At 71.2% G+C, this 16,659-nt stretch carries 10 protein-coding genes and 3 tRNA genes; 7 read left to right on the forward strand and 6 right to left on the reverse strand.

The window, feature by feature from the left end; all coding sequences use genetic code 11:
* The first annotated feature begins 250 nt into the window (after positions 1-250).
* Both CHC09_RS01020 and CHC09_RS01025 read left to right on the forward strand, forming a co-directional pair.
* Positions 251-1,774, forward strand: coding sequence for a sensor domain-containing diguanylate cyclase (locus tag CHC09_RS01020; protein WP_179276910.1), 1,524 nt, complete (start codon positions 251-253; stop codon positions 1,772-1,774).
* A gap of 455 nt (positions 1,775-2,229) precedes the next feature.
* Complete coding sequence (locus tag CHC09_RS01025; protein WP_143232180.1) at positions 2,230-2,898, forward strand: hypothetical protein; 669 nt, start codon at positions 2,230-2,232, stop codon at positions 2,896-2,898.
* A gap of 88 nt (positions 2,899-2,986) precedes the next feature.
* On the opposite strand, the gene CHC09_RS01030 is transcribed toward CHC09_RS01025, so the two are convergent.
* From CHC09_RS01030 to CHC09_RS01040, 3 genes are all read right to left on the reverse strand, one after another.
* On the reverse strand, positions 2,987-4,801 hold the full coding sequence (locus CHC09_RS01030; protein WP_089291027.1) for a dynamin family protein: 1,815 nt from the start codon (positions 4,799-4,801) through the stop codon (positions 2,987-2,989).
* Positions 4,802-4,947: 146 nt separating this feature from the next.
* Positions 4,948-6,531, reverse strand: coding sequence for a hypothetical protein (locus CHC09_RS01035; protein WP_089291028.1), 1,584 nt, complete (start codon positions 6,529-6,531; stop codon positions 4,948-4,950).
* Positions 6,532-6,656: 125 nt separating this feature from the next.
* Positions 6,657-8,987, reverse strand: coding sequence for a LuxR C-terminal-related transcriptional regulator (locus tag CHC09_RS01040; RefSeq protein WP_239138109.1), 2,331 nt, complete (start codon positions 8,985-8,987; stop codon positions 6,657-6,659).
* A gap of 426 nt (positions 8,988-9,413) precedes the next feature.
* On the opposite strand from CHC09_RS01040, the gene CHC09_RS01045 reads away from it, so the two are divergent.
* The 4 genes from CHC09_RS01045 (at position 9,414) to CHC09_RS01060 (ending at position 14,712) form a co-directional block, all read left to right on the forward strand.
* Complete coding sequence (locus CHC09_RS01045; RefSeq protein ID WP_089291030.1) at positions 9,414-10,883, forward strand: dynamin family protein; 1,470 nt, start codon at positions 9,414-9,416, stop codon at positions 10,881-10,883.
* 66 nt (positions 10,884-10,949) lie between these two features.
* Complete coding sequence (locus CHC09_RS48285) at positions 10,950-12,932, forward strand: Hsp70 family protein (protein WP_089291031.1); 1,983 nt, start codon at positions 10,950-10,952, stop codon at positions 12,930-12,932.
* A 59-nt stretch (positions 12,933-12,991) separates the two neighbouring features.
* Entirely contained in the window at positions 12,992-13,423 is a 432-nt protein-coding gene (locus CHC09_RS01055) for a MarR family winged helix-turn-helix transcriptional regulator (RefSeq protein ID WP_275407853.1), read from the forward strand.
* Positions 13,424-13,602: 179 nt separating this feature from the next.
* Complete coding sequence (locus CHC09_RS01060; RefSeq protein WP_089291033.1) at positions 13,603-14,712, forward strand: catalase family protein; 1,110 nt, start codon at positions 13,603-13,605, stop codon at positions 14,710-14,712.
* A 129-nt stretch (positions 14,713-14,841) separates the two neighbouring features.
* Here CHC09_RS01060 and CHC09_RS01065 read toward each other — a convergent pair.
* From CHC09_RS01065 to CHC09_RS01075, 3 genes are all read right to left on the reverse strand, one after another.
* Positions 14,842-14,916, reverse strand: a tRNA-Val gene (locus CHC09_RS01065).
* Positions 14,917-14,943: 27 nt separating this feature from the next.
* Positions 14,944-15,014, reverse strand: a tRNA-Cys gene (locus CHC09_RS01070).
* A 38-nt stretch (positions 15,015-15,052) separates the two neighbouring features.
* Positions 15,053-15,125 (reverse strand) — tRNA-Gly (locus tag CHC09_RS01075).
* 197 nt (positions 15,126-15,322) lie between these two features.
* Between CHC09_RS01075 and CHC09_RS01080 the strand changes: the two genes are divergently transcribed.
* Positions 15,323-16,501, forward strand: a complete 1,179-nt coding sequence (locus CHC09_RS01080) for a GNAT family N-acetyltransferase (RefSeq protein ID WP_179276911.1) — start codon at positions 15,323-15,325, stop codon at positions 16,499-16,501.
* Positions 16,502-16,659: the final 158 nt, after the last annotated feature.

The following is a 16,659-nucleotide window of genomic DNA, read 5'->3' on the forward strand; positions in this document are numbered from 1 at the left end:
GATGGAGATCCTTTCGTCGCCGGCCGTCGGTACCGGACGTGTGCCACAGACGATCGGTCCACCGAGTTCGGCCGGGAAGACGTGGCGGAGTTGTCCGTACAAGCCCGTACGGCGCTCGGACGGTCGGCGTGGATGCCAAAGGTCCGACCTATCCCTTCGAAGCCCCGACGACGTGATGTCCCAGGCGTCTGCTCAACTCGCCCTTCCTGGCGCCGACCTGTGCGGGTGTCAACGCGGGGAAGGGGTAGAGATGCGGATGGCAATCGTCGCCCTGTACGCGGGAGCCGGCTTGATTGCTGTGGTGTACGCCGCGTTGACGTATCGGCGGCGGTCCGAGACACCGCTGGCCGTTCCGCTAAGCCTCGTCATGGCCGGCGCGGCGGAATGGTCGCTGGCCAGCGCCTGCTCCCTCGTGGCGCCGACGCTCGGGCTGGCGCTCGGTTTCAACTATGCGATCTTCCCCGGCGTTGCGATGGTCGTCGCGGGCTTCTTCTGGCACACCACGGTCTCCTCGGGGCACCGGCCGCCACGGCCCGCGCTGATCCTGATCGAGCCTTTGCTGCTGGTGGCCGTCATCGCCACCGATCCGTGGCACCACACCTTTTACCGGCAGCTCGAGGCGGGCACCTTCGGGGTCATCGTGCAGCCCGGTCCGGCGTACTGGGTGCACGTCCTGTACGGCTACGTCTTGATGGCGGTCGGAACGGTACTGGTGATCCGGGCGATGCGCCGGGCGGTCCGCGGACAGCGGCGGATGTACCGGTGGTTCCTGGTCGGCGCGATCGCGCCGACGGTGGGCAACCTGGTGACGGTGTTCATCGACGTGGACATGCAGGGGCTTGATCTGACGCCTCTGCTGTTCCTGGTCTCCGGTGTCGTCTGGTGGTGGTCTGATCGCTCGGGTGTGACCTCCGAACGGGTGCCGGTCACCTATGCACAGGTCATCTCGGCGCTCAGCGACGCGGTGATGGTGCTGGACCCCCACGGCCGGTTCCTCGACGTCAACCCGGCGGCAACCAAACTGCTCGCCGCAGTGAACCCGGCGGGCGGCGCCGTGATCGGCAAGCGATGGCAGGAGGTCGCCGACCCGCATTTCACCGCCATGATCGCCGGCACGAGCCAGACCACCATCTCCGGCGCCTCGGGCGAGGTGTACGACTTCCGGGTCGTCAAGATCGAGGCGGCCGACGGCAGTTGCGCCTGCACTGTCGTGGTGGCACGGGACATCACCGAGTTGGAGCGGCTCCGAGCCGAGCTGACCGAGCAGGCCGTGCGCGACGGCCTCACCGGGGTGTACAACCGGCGGCAGCTGGACGCGGTGCTGAAGGCGCAGGCCCACGCCGCCGCCGACGGCCACCCGCTGTCGATCGTGATGATCGACGTGGACTGTTTCAAGGCCGTCAACGACCGGTACGGGCACGCGGTCGGCGACCAGGTGCTCGTCGACCTGGCCCGGCAGCTGACCGGCTCGGTCCGGGAGGGCGACATGGTGGCCCGCTACGGCGGCGAGGAGTTCGTGGTCGTCCTGCCGGGTGTCGACGCGCAGACCGCGGCCGAGCGCGCCGACAGCTGGCGCCGGCAGTGCGCCGCCACCCCGGTCGACACGCCACTCGGCACGCTGAACGTCACGTTCAGTGCCGGCGTCGCGCAGTTGGCCGCCACCGGCAGCCCCGACGACCTGCTGCGCCTCGCCGACGAGGCGTTGTACCGGGCCAAGCGGGCGGGCCGCAATCAAATCCTGGTAGCCGAATCCACGCTGTCCATCACGGGGTAGCGAGCACCCCGGTGCCGGAGTGGGCCTTGGTGTGCAAGGCAGCAGCGGCCGCCCTCCGGTGAGAGCTTCCAGCCACGCAGATCAACCGTGAGCCGCCACACCGACTTCGGACGACGAGGCCGACACGCGCGGACCCTTCACCGCATGGCCGGGCAGTCTCCAGGACCTCGGCCCGCCAAGGGAATCTCACCAAACTCTGCCCGTGTACGGCGGTGGCCGCCGGTGCCCGGGCTGCGCCGCGAGGACGTCGCCACCCTGGCAGGGATCAGCGCTGAGTGCTACACCCGGCTGGAGCCCGCAACGTCACCGGAGCTTCGGGCAGGTACCCGCATCCGGCTGGCCCGGCCGGCCCGATGACACCACCGCCGACGGCACCCTCGGCCCATTCGCATTAGGGGCGAGCCAGGGGATGTCCCCCTTGCCTGCACCGGTGGTGCCCTACCTACAGTAGTGGCATGACAGCGGCGCGATCCCTTCACGAGATCATCGCGGGGTTGACCGGCAACGCCGCGACCTCGGGCGATCTCGCCGCGGCGCTGCACGCCGGCGGGCATCCGGATCTTCCGGCGGAGCTGCTCGCCGAGGCCGTGGTCAGTTTCGCGGACACCGCTCCCGCCGAGATCGCCGAACATCTGGCCCCGTTCGTCATGACGCACGGCCCGATCCCCGAGGGCGACGCCGCGGCGGTCGAGATCGACAAGCTTCCCGATCTGCTCGCCACCGCGCCCACGGCGACATTCAACGAGGTCACGGCCCTGGCGGCAGCGGAAATCGATCCGGCTGTCGACAGCTACGACATCGACGCGGGGCATGCGTCCGGCGATGACGCCTTCGACCTCGACGCGGGGCATCTCACCGGTGACGGCAGCCACGGCGGCGCCGAGGGGATCGTGGGTACCGAGTCGGCCTCGTTGGACATGGCGTTCGGCCACGGCCACGACTTCACCGCGGCACCGGACGACATCGCGTTCCATGACGGGGTGCCGGAGGCGACACCGGGCGAATACGCCGACCTGCCCGAGCCGGCGGACGTGGCGCTGCCGACCGCCGAGCTGTGGGCACCGCCCACGCTGCCCGATGAGGCTCCGGAGATCGACGACCTCGACGACCTCGACCTCGGCTGACCACGTCACGGTCTGTACTGACAGCCCACCCGAACGCGCGGCGAGGTCAAACGGCGGGTCAGGTGGCGAAACCGGAAGGCGGGCCGGGTCAGGAAGCGATAGCCGCCGCGTGCTCGTGCAGCTGCCGCAGGCGATCCAGCTCGGCCGTCAGATCACGCAGCCGGCTCTCCCGCTGGGCCGTGGTGCGCTGCGCGGCCTCGGACGCGGCGGTCAGCGCCTTGGCGTTGGATCGGGCCAGTTCGTCGGCCAGGCCGCTGTAGTGATCACGAAGCTGCCGTTGGATTCGGCGCAGGGTGTCGCGGGAATCCTTGGTCATCACGAACGTCACCTCGTCGCAGTAGCGCCGGACGGCGTTCCGCGCCTGGTTCTGCCGGCTCGTGCGTTGCCGCTTCTTCTCTTCGCGCAGGCCCTTGCGGCCCATCACGAGGCCGATGCCGATGCCGATCGGGCCGAGCGCGATGCCGCTCAGCGTACCCAGCATGGTGAACATGAGCGCTCCCCCGTAGGCGCTCTTGAGGGCCACCATGGCCTGCTTTCCGAGCTTCATCTTGGCCAATTCGATCTTGTGCTCGACCTGGGCGGTGCCGGCCAGCGACAGTGGGTCGGTGATCGCCACCTGGCGCAGGACCTGACCCGCGGCCTCCTCGAAGTGGGTGGCCACCTCGTCGCTGAGACCGATCGCGCGATCCCGCAGCAGCAGGTAGTTGGCCATCAGCTCCTGGGCGGCCCGCGCCTTCAGCCAGCGCTCGTTCTCCGCCCAGTCGTCGGCCGGGTCACCCTCCTCGATCCGGGTGTCGGCCTCCTCCACCAGCCGGCGGATCCGGCCACGCAGGTCATGGTCGATGTCGGAGTTGAGGTCGGCGATTCCGTCGCCGAGCGTCTGCTGCCACTTGGCCGCGGCGGCCTTGAGCGCCTCGACGCGCTGTTTCACCTCGGTGAGCTCGCCCATCACGGTGGCCGCGGCGTCCGGGTCCGCGAGTGCGGCCCGCTCGGCCTCGAACTGGCTCGTCAGCTGCGCGCAGATGCCGACGACCGCCTCGCCCGCCTGCACGGCGACCCGGGCGGCCGCTCCGCCGGAAACCCGCTGGGCGACGAACTTGACCAGGTCCGGAAAGCCGGATTCGGCGTTGAGTTCCTTGTCGTTGCCGGCGACGGCCTGCAGCCGGAGCTCCGACGAGACGGGAACGATGGGCATCTCGCCGACGGCACGCAGGTGTCCCGCGTTGAGATCACGGATCTTGCGCCAGTACGGGTAGAAGTCCGTCTTGGTGAGCACGCACACGGCCGTCGCGCACACCTCACGGGCCTGACGCAGAAACTCCAGCTCACTGCGGGTGAGCTCCTGTGCCGCGTCGGTGACGAACAGCACCGCGTCGGCCATGGACGCCGCGGTCAGGCTGGCGGCGGCGTGCATCGAGCCGAGGCCGCCAACCCCGGGGGTGTCGACGATGACCAGGCCGCCCGCGAGCAGCTGGCGCGGCAGCCGGACCTCCACCCCGGTGGCACCCTCCACCACGCCTCCGGTGTCCTTTTCCAGGACGAAATCCCGTACCCGGTCCAGGGTCACCGGCTCGCGCCGCGGCGGGACCTCGTCGAGAAGTACTTCGGCGGACGGCTCCTTGCCGTACCGCACGTAGGTCGGCAGCGCGGTGGCGACATCGTCGTTGACCGGGCAGACCTTGGTCCCGACCAGGGCGTTCACCAGCGAGCTCTTGCCCTGTTTGAATTCACCCACCACGACGATGTGCACCACCGGATCGGCCAGGGTCGCGCGAACCGCGGCGAGCCGGGCACCGAGGTCCGGGCGGTCGTACGCCGCACAGGCGCGTTGCGCGAGGTCGACGATCTCGACGGCACGCCGCAGCGTGTTGTCGGCCTCGGCCGGCGCGGTGGTTGCGGTCAACGTCGTTCCTTCCGGTCACTGCAGGGTACGGCGAGCCGGCGCCGGCCGAGCATCGGCCGGAGAGCCGGCGCGGCGTGGCAGGTCCGCCGACCCACCACGCCACACAGTTCTGCTTCAGGCCCGATCTCCTCGGACCGGTCTGCGGATCAGGCCACGTGGCCCGGGTCCGCCTCGACGCTGTCGCCCGCGCCGTGGTCGTGCCCGTCGAAGTGGTCGGCCGATTCGGTGATGAGGTGTGAATCGTCGGCGTGGATCGAGTCGTCCGCGTTGAACGAGTCGTTCGTGGACTGGTCGTTGAACGAGTCGTTGGTCGACTGGTCGTTGAACGAGTCCTGGGTCGTGGTCGCGTCTCCGCGGCCGGACACGGCCGAGTCCTCGACCCGGGAGTCGGTGACGTTGGTCTGGCTGCCGCCACCAAAGTTGATGTTGATGGGCCCTGCCGCGCCACCCGCGCCGCCGCCCGCGTTGCCGCCGACACCCGCGCCGCCCGCGGCGCTGCCGCCGATCGCGGTGCCGCCGGCTCCCCCGTCGCCGCCGTCGCCGCCCTCGCCCGCGCCCGCGCCGCGACCTTCACCGCTGCCGCGGATGCCGACCCCGACCCCGGCGCCGATACCGACCCCGGCGCCGACGGCGCCACTGCCCGCGCTGCCGCCATCAGCGGTGGCATCGCCGCCGATACCGCCGGCGCCCCCGGCGCCGTTGGCGGTGCCGCCGGCGCCGCCACTGGTGTCGATGTCGAACTGAGCGGCCTGGTTGTTGTCCCCGACCACGGCCTTGTCCAGGTCGTCGGCGACGATGCCGAAGTTGTCGCCCAGGACCGCCTTGTCGACGTCGCCATCGGCCTGCACGCCGGAGTTGACGCCGGTGTTGACCGCGCCGGCGATGTCGCCACCCGCGGTCACAGCGTTGTCGCCGGTGTTGCCGACCACGTCGCCGGTGCCGGAGTTGCCGACGAACGCACCGTCGCCGGTCGCGCCGAGCACGTCGCCGCTCCCGGTGCCGACCACCGAGCCGTCCCCAGCGGTGACCTTGTCCCCGCCGACGACCTCCACCGACGAGTTTTCGCCGGTCGCGGCCACCGCGTCGCCGCCCGCCGCCACCGAGCCGCCGGTCGCGGCGACCTGGTCGCCGTCGCCCTGCTGAGCCACCGCGCCGTCGCCGGTGGCCGCGTTGACGTCGCCGTCGCCGGTGGTGGCGACGTCGCCGTCGCCGGTCTGGTTGACGTTGGTGGCGTCGATGTCGATGTCGCCAAGCACCGGCCCGTCCAGGTCCACGTCGACCGAGTTGTCGATATCGACGGAGTTGTCAGTAAAGGTCCGGGAGTTGTCGATGATGTTCTGCGTGGTGAAGGTCTGCGCGACCTGGGTGACCTGCTGCACGGTCTGCGGGGCCGGCGCCGAGGCGCCGCCACCGGCCCCGCTGCCGCCGCTGAAGCCGCCGCCGCTGGGCCCGCCGCTGTAGCCGGACCCGCCGCTGTAGCTGCCCCCACCGCTGTAGCTGCCCCCACCGGCGTAGCCGCCCGCGGAGCCGTCGCTGCTGCCGTAGGCGGCCTCCGCGACGATCTGGTTGAGGTCGACCGCGCCGAGCGACTCCGCATCGATGTCGTGGGCGGCGAAGGCACCCGCCGGGTCGGCGAGGAACTTCGCGGTTTCCGTGTCGCTGCTGAACACCTTGTCGAACAGCGCCCGGAGGTTCTCGATGATCAGCGAAGTAACTTCGATTGCGGCCATGCCCGTCTCCTGTACCTCAGGCCAGCCCCGTTGGCCGGACACATGCAAGAGTGCTGGTTGTAGTCGATGCCCCACATCGGGGCTATCCCCCTTCCGGCTCCAGGGGGTTAGGGGGTCCCGGCCGGCTACGGCTCCTCCGGCAGGTGACTGCGCAGCGCGGCGATCATCTCAGCTCGGCTGCCGGCCCCGAGTTTGCCCCGGATCCGGGCCACATGGTGCTCCACCGTCTTCGGGGCCAGGTAGAGCTGCGATCCGATCTCGCGGTGCGTCCGGCCCGCCAGCACCAGCCGGGCCACCTCGACCTCCCGCTCGGACAGGCCACCCCGGCCCGCGTCCGGAGGCGCGTCGTCGGCCGGTCCCTCGGTACGAGACAACTCGCGTGCCTGTTCCAGCAGCCGGCGCGCGGCCGACGGGTCGCCGGTGCGGATCGCGGCCTGCCCGAGCAGCCGGGACGACTCCCAGGGCAGGTCGACCGCGACGAGGTCGGCGGCGTCCGCCAGCACATCGTCGGGGTGAACCTCACCGGTGAGCGCGGCGGCCCAGCGGGCGGCGGCCCGGCACTGGGCCCGCTGCCGGGCACCGGCGGGATCGAGCCGACCGAGGTGTCCGGCGGCGGCGGTCACCGCCGCCGGGTCCTCGCCGACGACGGCGATCTGCAGCCGGATCCAGCCGAGCGAGACCGCCCAGGCGGCCGGCCGGCCCAGCCGGTCGACGATCGCCGCCAGGTCGTCGAGGATCGGCGTGATCCGCCCGTGGTGCCGCAGCCGGGCGGCGGCGACCAGCAGTTCCTCGATCAGCTCCAGATGGCACAGGTCCACCGCGCGCCGGGCGAGCACCGGTTCGGCGAGCGCCCACGCCTTACGAAGCTGGGCGATGTCACCACGACGCCGGGCGATACCCGCGGTGAGGCTGGCGAGTACCAGGCGTTCCCGGCCCGGCAACGGCGTGCCGGTGCGGCGGTGGATTTCGGCCAGGGCGGTGTCGTAGCGGCCGGCGCGCAGCCGTACCCAGGCCAGCAACGTGCGATGCCGATCCTGGGCGGCAGGCCCGCCCAGGCCGGCGGACAGCGCCCGCTGCAGCAGATGTTCGGCGGTCGCGGTGTCGCCGGCGGTCACCGCGACCAGCGCCCCCAGCGCGTGCGGCAGGTCCGGAACCATGACCTCCGGCGGTGCCTGCTCGTACGCCTCGACGGCCTCGATCAACAGCGGCAGGGCTGTCGCCGGGGCGCCGATCGCCAGCGCCGCCTCGGCCAGGCGACGCAACGGCAACGGGCCCGCACCGGCGGCGGCGGCTCGCGCCGCCTCCGGCTGACCGATGGCCATCAGCGCCGGTACGGCCAGCATCGGGCCGGGCGACCCGGCGCTCAGCAGCGCCTCAGCGGACCGGCCGGCCCTGCCGTCGGAGGCGGCGACGGCACCCGCGACCACGGCGAGGCGGGCCGCGTCGGAATCCGACGCGGTCGCGGCGTCCACGTCGACCGGCAGCCCGAGCAGGACCGCCGCCTCGGCTCGGCCCGCGGCCACCGCGGCCGGCTCGGCGCCGGCGTTGAGCGCCTCGTCGTACCAGGATCGAGCGCGGTCCGGTGCGGCGAAGCGGAGCCGGTCACCGGCCCGGCGGTACACGTCGGCCGCCGCGACGGTACGGGCGCGAGCGGCGCGCAGTTGCTCCGCGGCGCGTACCGGATCGGCGCCGGTGGCCAGCAGGGCCGCCGCGACGGTGTCGTGCAGCCGACGACGCTGCGGCGCGGCCAGGTCGGCGAGGACCGCGCGGGCGACCGCCGGGATCATCCGCTCGCCGTCGGGGGCCAGGAGTCCCTGGTCACGCAGCGCGCGCCGCGCCGTCGCCGCCTGCGCCGGGTCGCGCCCGGTGGCCGCGCAGACGACGTCGTCGTCGAGGTCCAGCTCGAGCGCGAGGACCACGGCCAGGTCCGCGGTGTCGCGACCCGGCCCGGCGAGCCACCGTTGCAGCCGGCTGACCAACGTCGGCGGCGTGCCGTCCGGGTCGGCGGCGACCGCCTCGGCCACGGCCGCCAGGCCCGCCGAGGCGGCCCGGACGGCGGCCACCTGCGACGCTGTCGCCGGCCGGCCGAGCGCGGCGGCGATCAGTACAGACAGGGCTCCCTGGTCGAGCGGGCCCAGCTGCTCGACCGCTCCCGTGGCGGCGACGGCCGCATCGAGATCGGCCAGATCCGGCAGGTCGATCGTGGGGCGGCGGGCGATCGCCATGGGCACCCCGGCGTGGGCGGCGGCGGTCAACCGCCGCAATGCCTCCGGGGGCAGCCGGTGCGCGTCGTCCACGACCACCAGTGCGCCGTCGGCACGGGCACGCGCCAGCAGCGTGTCCAGATCGTCGACCGTCGTGAAGAACACGGGAACGATCGGCCGGCCGGCGGCCGCGGCGATCTCACCGAGCCGGTGGGTCCGCCCGGAACCGTCCACCCCCACTACGACAGTCACGCGTGCATTCCCCCTCACCGCCGTCGACCTGGCAGTTTACGGGCGACGAAGATGGCCGCACCGCTGGTGTGGCACGGCTCGCGTGTGTACCGTCAGCCCTCGCTCCCCGACACCCGGCGGTGAGCTGGCAGATCGACGCCCGACTGTGAGCTGGCCGATAGGCACCGGAGGCCGCCGTACGGCACCATGCCCTGGGTCGTGCGGCCGGACGGTCGATTTGCCCCCATGCCTTGACCACCAGGCTGTGCTCCACCAGTTGCCTCAGGGTGCCATGCTCTGGGCGCCTGCGGAGCCGCTCGCCAACGGTCGGTCTGAGAAGGGCAACGGAACGTACCCGAGGCAGACCGGAAAGCAGCGACGTAAGGATGTGAAGTCCGAGGTGGTCTGGATCCGTACGCTCGGGCCGCGGTCGGATGTGGTGACCGGATGAGCCTGATCGACCGTACGCGGGACGTGCTCGGCCAGGCCGTCGAGGTGTACCGCGGCACACCGGACGCAGCCCGGCTCGCCGCCCTGCGCGACCGGCTCGACGATCCGCTCCGGGTGGCCATCGCCGGCCGGGTCAAGGCCGGCAAGTCGACGCTGCTCAACGCGCTGGTCGGCGAACGGCTGGCACCCACCGACGCGGGCGAGTGCACCCGCATCGTCACCTGGTACGCCGACGGGCACTCCTATCAGGTCCTGGCCCGGACCAATCAGGGGCCGCCCCGGCAGCTGCGGTTCAGCCGGGACGACGGCGCCATCGAGATCGACCTGGGCGACCTCGGCGTGGACGACGTGGCGCAGCTGGAGGTCAGCTGGCCAGCGCAGTCGCTGCGCACCGTGACGTTGATCGACACCCCGGGTATCGGCTCACTGTCCGAACAGACGTCGCGACGTTCCTGGGACCTGCTCGCGCCCGACGACGAGGAGACGCCCGCCGACGCCGTCCTCTATCTGATGCGCCACCTGCACAGCAACGACGTCGACTTCCTGCGCGCCTTCCACGATGTGGAGGTGTCCCGGCCGAACCCGGTGAACGCCATCGGGATCCTGTCCCGGGCGGACGAGATCGCCGTGGGCCGCCTCGACGCGATGGCCTCGGCCCGCCGGGTCGCCGCCCGGCTGAGCACCGACCCCAGCGTCCGGCAACTGGTGCAGTCCGTCGTTCCGGTAGCGGGTCTGCTCGCCGAGACCGCGGCGACCCTCACCGAGACCGAGTTCGCACGGTTGCGCCGGATCTCGGAACTACCGGTGGCCCAGGCCGAACAGTTGCTGCTCACCGTCGATCGGTTCGTGCAGGCCCAGCCGGAGCTGGGCCTGACCTCGATGGAACGGGAGGCGCTGCTGTTCCGGTTCGGCCTGTTCGGGCTGCGGCTGTCGGCGGCACTGCTGCGTCACGGCACCTGTGCGACCGCAACGGAACTGTCCCGTGAGCTGACCGAGCGCAGCGGACTCGGGCAGCTCCGCGAGGTCCTCGGCTCGCTCTTCCTCGACCGGCGAGAGGTGCTCAAGTCCAGGTCCGCGCTGCTCGCCCTCGCCGAGGTCACCCGCGGGAACCCCCGGCCGGACAGCGCGTACCTTGCCGGCGCGGTGGAGGAGATCATCGCCTCGGCGCACCCGTTCAACGAGCTCCGGGTGCTCTCCAGCCTGCGGGCCGGATGGGTGACCGGCAAACCCGACGTGGTCGCCGAGCTGGAACGGCTGATCGGCGGCGCCGGCATCGCGGTCCACCAGCGGCTGCGACTGGCGCCGGACGCCTCCGACGCGGAGCTGGACGCGGCGGCGCACGCCGCGCTGGCCCGCTGGCAGCGCCGCGCCGAGAATCCCCTGACCTCGGCGGAGCTGGTGGTGGCCGCGCGGGTGGCCGTCCGATCCTGCGAAGGCATGATCGCCCAACGCCCGCGACGGCGATGAGCGCGACCCGGCCCTGTGCCACAACGACGAGCCATGTATTGATGATCAAAAACGGAGCATCCATCGATGTACGCGCTTGGCATTGACCTCGGCACCACATTCACGGCGGCGGCGATCTGGCGCGACGGCCGGGCGGAGACCGTGTCGCTCGGCGACCGGAACGCGGCCGTCCCGTCGGTGGTGCTGCTCCGCCAGGACGAGACGTTCCTGACCGGGGACGCGGCGCATCGCCGGGGACTCTCCGAACCGCAGCGGGTGGCCCGCGAGTTCAAGCGGCGGCTGGGCGACACCACGCCGTTCCTGCTCGGCGGTGTGCCGCAGTCGGCCGAGGCGCTGATGTCGCGGCTGCTCCGCTGGGTGGTCGACGAGGTGGCCCGCCGCGAGGGCGGCCTGCCCGACGCCCTCTGTGTCTCGCACCCCGCCAACTGGGGCCCGTACAAACTGGACCTGCTGCGCCAGGCCGTACGGATGGCCGACCTCGAAATGCCGGTGACCTACACGACCGAGCCCGAGGCCGCGGCGATCAACTACACCCAGCAACAGCGCGTCGAGCCGGGCACCGTGGTGGCCGTGTACGACCTGGGTGGCGGCACCTTCGACGCCGCGGTGCTGCGCAAGACCGCGACCGGGTTCGAGGTCATGGGGCAGCCGGAGGGCATCGAACGCCTCGGCGGCATCGATTTCGACGCCGCGGTCTTCAACCACGTGCGTACGGCGCTCGACGGCAAACTGGAGGAGCTCGACGAGGACGACCCCACGGCGATCAACACCGTGGCCCGGCTCCGGGACGAGTGTGTGCAGGCCAAGGAGGCGCTGTCCGCCGACACCGACACCGTCATCGGAGTCCTGCTGCCCAACGTGTCCACGGAGGTCCGGCTCACCCGCGCCGAGCTGGAAGCCATGGTCCGGCCGGCGCTGCAAGGAACCGTCGAGGCACTGCAGCGGGCCCTCCGATCCGCCGACTGCACACCGGAACAGGTTCACTCGGTTCTGCTCGTGGGCGGCTCGTCGCGAATGCCGATCGTCGCCCAGCTGGTCGGCTCCGAGCTGGGCCGGCCGGTGGTGACCGACGCCCACCCCAAGCACTCGGTCGCGCTCGGCGCGGCCCGGCTGGCCGGCGAAGAGCTGGCGAAGCCCGCGGGCGTCGCCGCGACACCGCCGAGCCCGGTCCCGCCCCGCCGGCAGGCAGCACCCACGACCCCGTCCGGTATGCCGGCGGCGGCCGCCCAGACCAGCATTCCGGCACCGGCGCTTCAGGCCGGCGCCCCGGCACCCGCAACCCCGCCCGGCACGTCGGCGGCCCCTGCATCCCCCGCCGGGCGGCCGGTTCCCGCGGCGTATCGCGGAACGTCCGGGACCCCGAATCCGGCGCCGGCGGCGCGGGTCAACCCGGCACCACTACCCCGCGCGACCGTGGTCGGCAACGCGGGAATCCCGGCCGCCCCGCCCGCGCGGAGCACCACATTCGTGTCGGCCTCGGCCGGCAACGCCGCGCCGGTGCAGGCTCCGCCGGCGTCCCGGCGCGGCTGGGCTCCCGGTGCCTTGCTGGCGGCGGGCGTCGTGCTGATCCTGCTGCTCGGCGGCGGCGCGGTGGCCTGGGCCATCACCAATAACAACCGCACCGCCGGGAACACGCCCTCCGTCCCCGCCGACGAGCAGTGCACGAAGGCGATCAAGAGCAACCCGCGCTGGATCTGCCTCACCTCGGCGAAGGTCGTTGACGGCACCTTCACCGTCGAATACGACGCGGACTTCCACGGCACCGCGCCGGACATCCACGGCGGGAAGCACTTCCACTTCTACGGCAGCGACGGCACGAACCCACCGGACGAGATCATGGGCATGCAGGCTCCGTCGTCCCGCCGGGGCGTCTGGTATGTCGAGGACCGGCAGCCGTCGGTGGTCGGGACGCAGGACGACGCCTACATCAAGGCCATCGGCGACGCGCCCAAGGTGTGCGCCCGGGTCGCGAACGCCGATCACACCCTCGTGCCCGACGGCGACGGCACCTACCACACGGGCAACTGCGTACCGATCCAGCGACAGTGAGTCCAGGCCGGCCGGCGGGATCGGGAGTTGGTCGAATGGGCTCGGTGGACAATGGGCCGGTGAGCGAGCCGATCTCCCTGCGCCTGAACGACCAACTGTGTTTCGCGCTGTACAGCGCGTCGCGCGCGGTCACCTCGGCGTACCGTCCGCTGTTGGAGGAGCTGGGGCTCACCTACCCGCAGTACTTGGCGATGCTCGTGCTGTGGGAGCGCGATAGCCTGCCGGTCAAGGAGTTGGGTGCCGCCCTCCGCTTGGACTACGGCACGCTGTCGCCGCTGTTGAAGCGGCTTGAGACGTCCGAATTGGTGCGCCGCGAGCGGAGTCCGGAGGACGAGCGCTCGGTGCTGGTGAGCCTGACCCCGCGGGGGCGCGACCTCAGGGACAGGGCGGCCTGCGTGCCGGGCTCCATGGGGCGCACGTTGGGGATGACCGCGCAGGATGCCGACCACCTGCGCGGTCTGCTGCGCGAGCTGGCAGAGCGGTTCGCCTGAGACTCGGTCGGGTAGTGGCGTTGGACTCATCGCAGACAAAAACATCGTGCACGATTTAGTTTTGCACTACCTTTCTGATCGAGCAGGTGATCCACCTCGTCCAAGGGGTTCGGTCGCTCGCGCATCCGCACGTCTCCGGCCCCTGGATGGGACTCCGGCGTCAGGACAGGAGAGGCAGCATGAGGTTCCTCAAGTACGACGAGTACCCCCAGCACGTTTCGGCCGACTTCGCCGAGGACCTGGCCGAACTGGTCGGCATGGTGGCACAACGCACGCGGGACTCGGTGAAGCGGCAGCAGGTCGGACGGGCGGTGCGCACCGCTCACGGCAAGACGTACGGCCTGGCCCGAGCAGTCGTCACGATCCCCGAGATGGCGTCCGAGTACGCCCAGGGCATCTACGCCACGCCGGGCACCTTCGAGGCCGTCGTGCGCTACTCCAACGGACTGGGTCACCTGCGCGCGGACCCGTTCCTCGGCCCCGCCTGCGGCATGGGAATCAAGATGTTCGGCGTGCCCGGCCGGTCGCTGCTGGCCGACGAGGCGGACGACACCACATTCGACTACAACCTGATCAACAACACCACGTTCTTCTGCAACACGGTGAAGGACTACCTGGTCATCGAACCATTGTTCGCGCAACTCCCCGACGCGCTGGTGTCCCCGGAAACCCGCCGACAGTGGCTGCACGACTTCGTGACCCGCGCCGGGGCACTGTCACCGGACGCATGGCTCTGGGACGAACTGCTGTCGATGCTTTCGTTCACCTCGATCCCCCGCAAGAACCTCATGCTGTACACGTACTGGAGCATGGGGGCGTTCCGGCACGGCGACTACATCGCCAAGGTCCGAGCGATCCCCACCTCGACCTCCGCGGCCAGCGTGACCCAGCCGACCGTGGACGTGACCAACGACCCTGAGGCCTACCGCAACACGCTCGTCGCGGAGCTCGGCGAACGCGACCACAGCTTCGAGCTGCAGGTCCAGCTCTGCACCGATCTCGACCTCATGCCGGTGGAGAACACGTCACGCGAGTGGCCCGAACGGCTCTCGCCGTTCGTGACCGTGGCCCGGATCGACATCCCGCGCCAGGACATCTCCTCCGACGACAACCTCGCCATCGCGGACACCACGTCCATCACCCCCTGGCGGACGCGCGAGGAACACCGCCCCCTCGGCGAGATCAACCGGGTACGCGAGGAGGTCTACCGGCGATCGTCCATCATCCGCCACGAACTCAACAACCAGCACCGCCGCGAGCCGACCAGCAGCCGACAGCTGCTCGGCTAAACAGTCGACGGGCCGGCGAGACCACAGCGGGGCGCGAACCGCCTTCACCCTGCGCATAATCGCAGTTCAGAAGCCTGAGACGAATCGAACCGGACACCCAGAACGGGCATCCGGTTCGATAGCGACTACTGGTGGGCGATACTGGGATCGAACCAGTGACCTCTTCCGTGTCAAGGAAGCGCGCTCCCGCTGCGCCAATCGCCCTCACACCGCTCAAACGAACAGCAAGCGAGGTGGAGACGGGATTTGAACCCGTGTACACGGCTTTGCAGGCCGTTGCCTCGCCTCTCGGCCACTCCACCGAGTCGACCCCGCACGATTACCTGTGAAGGCCTCTCCGAGCGGACGACGGGATTCGAACCCGCGACCCTCACCTTGGCAAGGTGATGCGCTACCAGCTGCGCTACGTCCGCGTTGCCGCCTGGTCTCCCTGGCGACGGGGGAAACGATATCCGGTCACCTGCTAATTCTCCAAACCGGGGTCCTTCGGCGTGTCATGACCAGTGCAAACGCCGGGGAGGGCGGTGGCCGGCCCGGAGTGCCGGCGAGTTGTCCACAGGCAGGCAATCTGGCGCGCGGGATCGGGACCGGGTTCGGTTGGATGAGGGGCATGGAAATCCGGCAGATCACCGCCGCCGAGCGGACCGCGAAGATGTTCCCGCTCCAGGCCTATGCGTTCCGTTCCTCCCCCTGGACGGAGGAGGACGAGACGAAACACCGCGAGCGGGCGGCGTTCTTCGAGACCACGACGATGCTGGTCGCCGAGGAGGAGGGTGAGGCGCTGGCGTGCGCGGCCGCCTACCCGATGCTGCAGAACGTGCGGGGGCTGGTGCGGGAGATGGCCGGGGTGGCGTCGATCGCCTCCCGTCCGGAGGCGCGACGGCAAGGGCTCGTCCGGCGGCTGCTGGAGCGACTGCTCCCACAGATGCGCGCGCAGGGGTGTGCGGTGAGCGCGCTCTACCCGTTCCGGCCGAGCTTCTACGCCCGGTTCGGTTACGTCGGCATTCCCCGGGTCCGGGTGGCGAGGTTCGCTCCGGAGGGGCTTTCTGAGCTGCTGCGCAGCGAGCTTCCCGGGTCGGTTCAGCGTCTCCGGGGCAAGGACGCCTTCGAGGCGTACGACGGCCTGGCCCGTCGTCTGCTGCGGGAGCGGCACGGGTTCGCCGTCTTCGACGAGACCCGTGCCGGGATGCTGCGGGACGACCCGGTGTGGACCGCGGTCGCCCGGGTCGGCGACGAGGTGGTCGGCGCGGTGCGCTACCGGATCGACGAGCACGGTGGTGACCTGCTCGCTTCGGACCTGCTCAGCACCGGGCCGCTGGGGCGTGCGCTGTTGCTGCAGTTCTTCGCCCGGCATGTCGACCAGGTGGCCCGGATCGAGGTGCTGATGGAGGCCGACGAGCTGCCCGAGCTCTGGGGAACCGACCTCTCCGTCACCACCACGGGCACGGTCGACTATCCGCGGAAGAACGCGCCGATGGTCCGGGTGCTGGACGTGCCGGCGCTCGCCGGGAGCGAGGTCGGCAGCGGCGGGATCACCGTGGAGATCGCCGGCGACGACCTGATCGGCGGGGTCTGGCAGCTCGGCTCCGACGACGGCCGGCTGACGGTCAGCTCCGGTGGCGCTCCGGCGGCGACGCTGAGCGCGGCGGGGTTCAGTGCGCTCGCGTTCGGGGTCCTGGATCCGGTCGAGGTCGTCACCCGTGGCCTGGGCGACCTGGACGCGGCCGCGATGGACCGGTTGGGCACCCTGTTCCCGAAGCGGATCCCCTACCTGTTCGCCGATTTCTGACAGCCCGGCCGGCGTCACGCCCGGAGACGACGCCGGCACCACGCCCGACGACGCGGCTCAGGCACGGCGCGCTGCAGGCGCGGCAGGCACGGCGCGCTGCAGGCGCGGCAGGCACGGCGCGCTGCAGGCGCGGCAGGCACGGCGCGCTGCAGGCGCGG

The organism is Actinoplanes regularis, from assembly GCF_900188005.1.
GTDB lineage: Bacteria > Actinomycetota > Actinomycetes > Mycobacteriales > Micromonosporaceae > Actinoplanes > Actinoplanes regularis.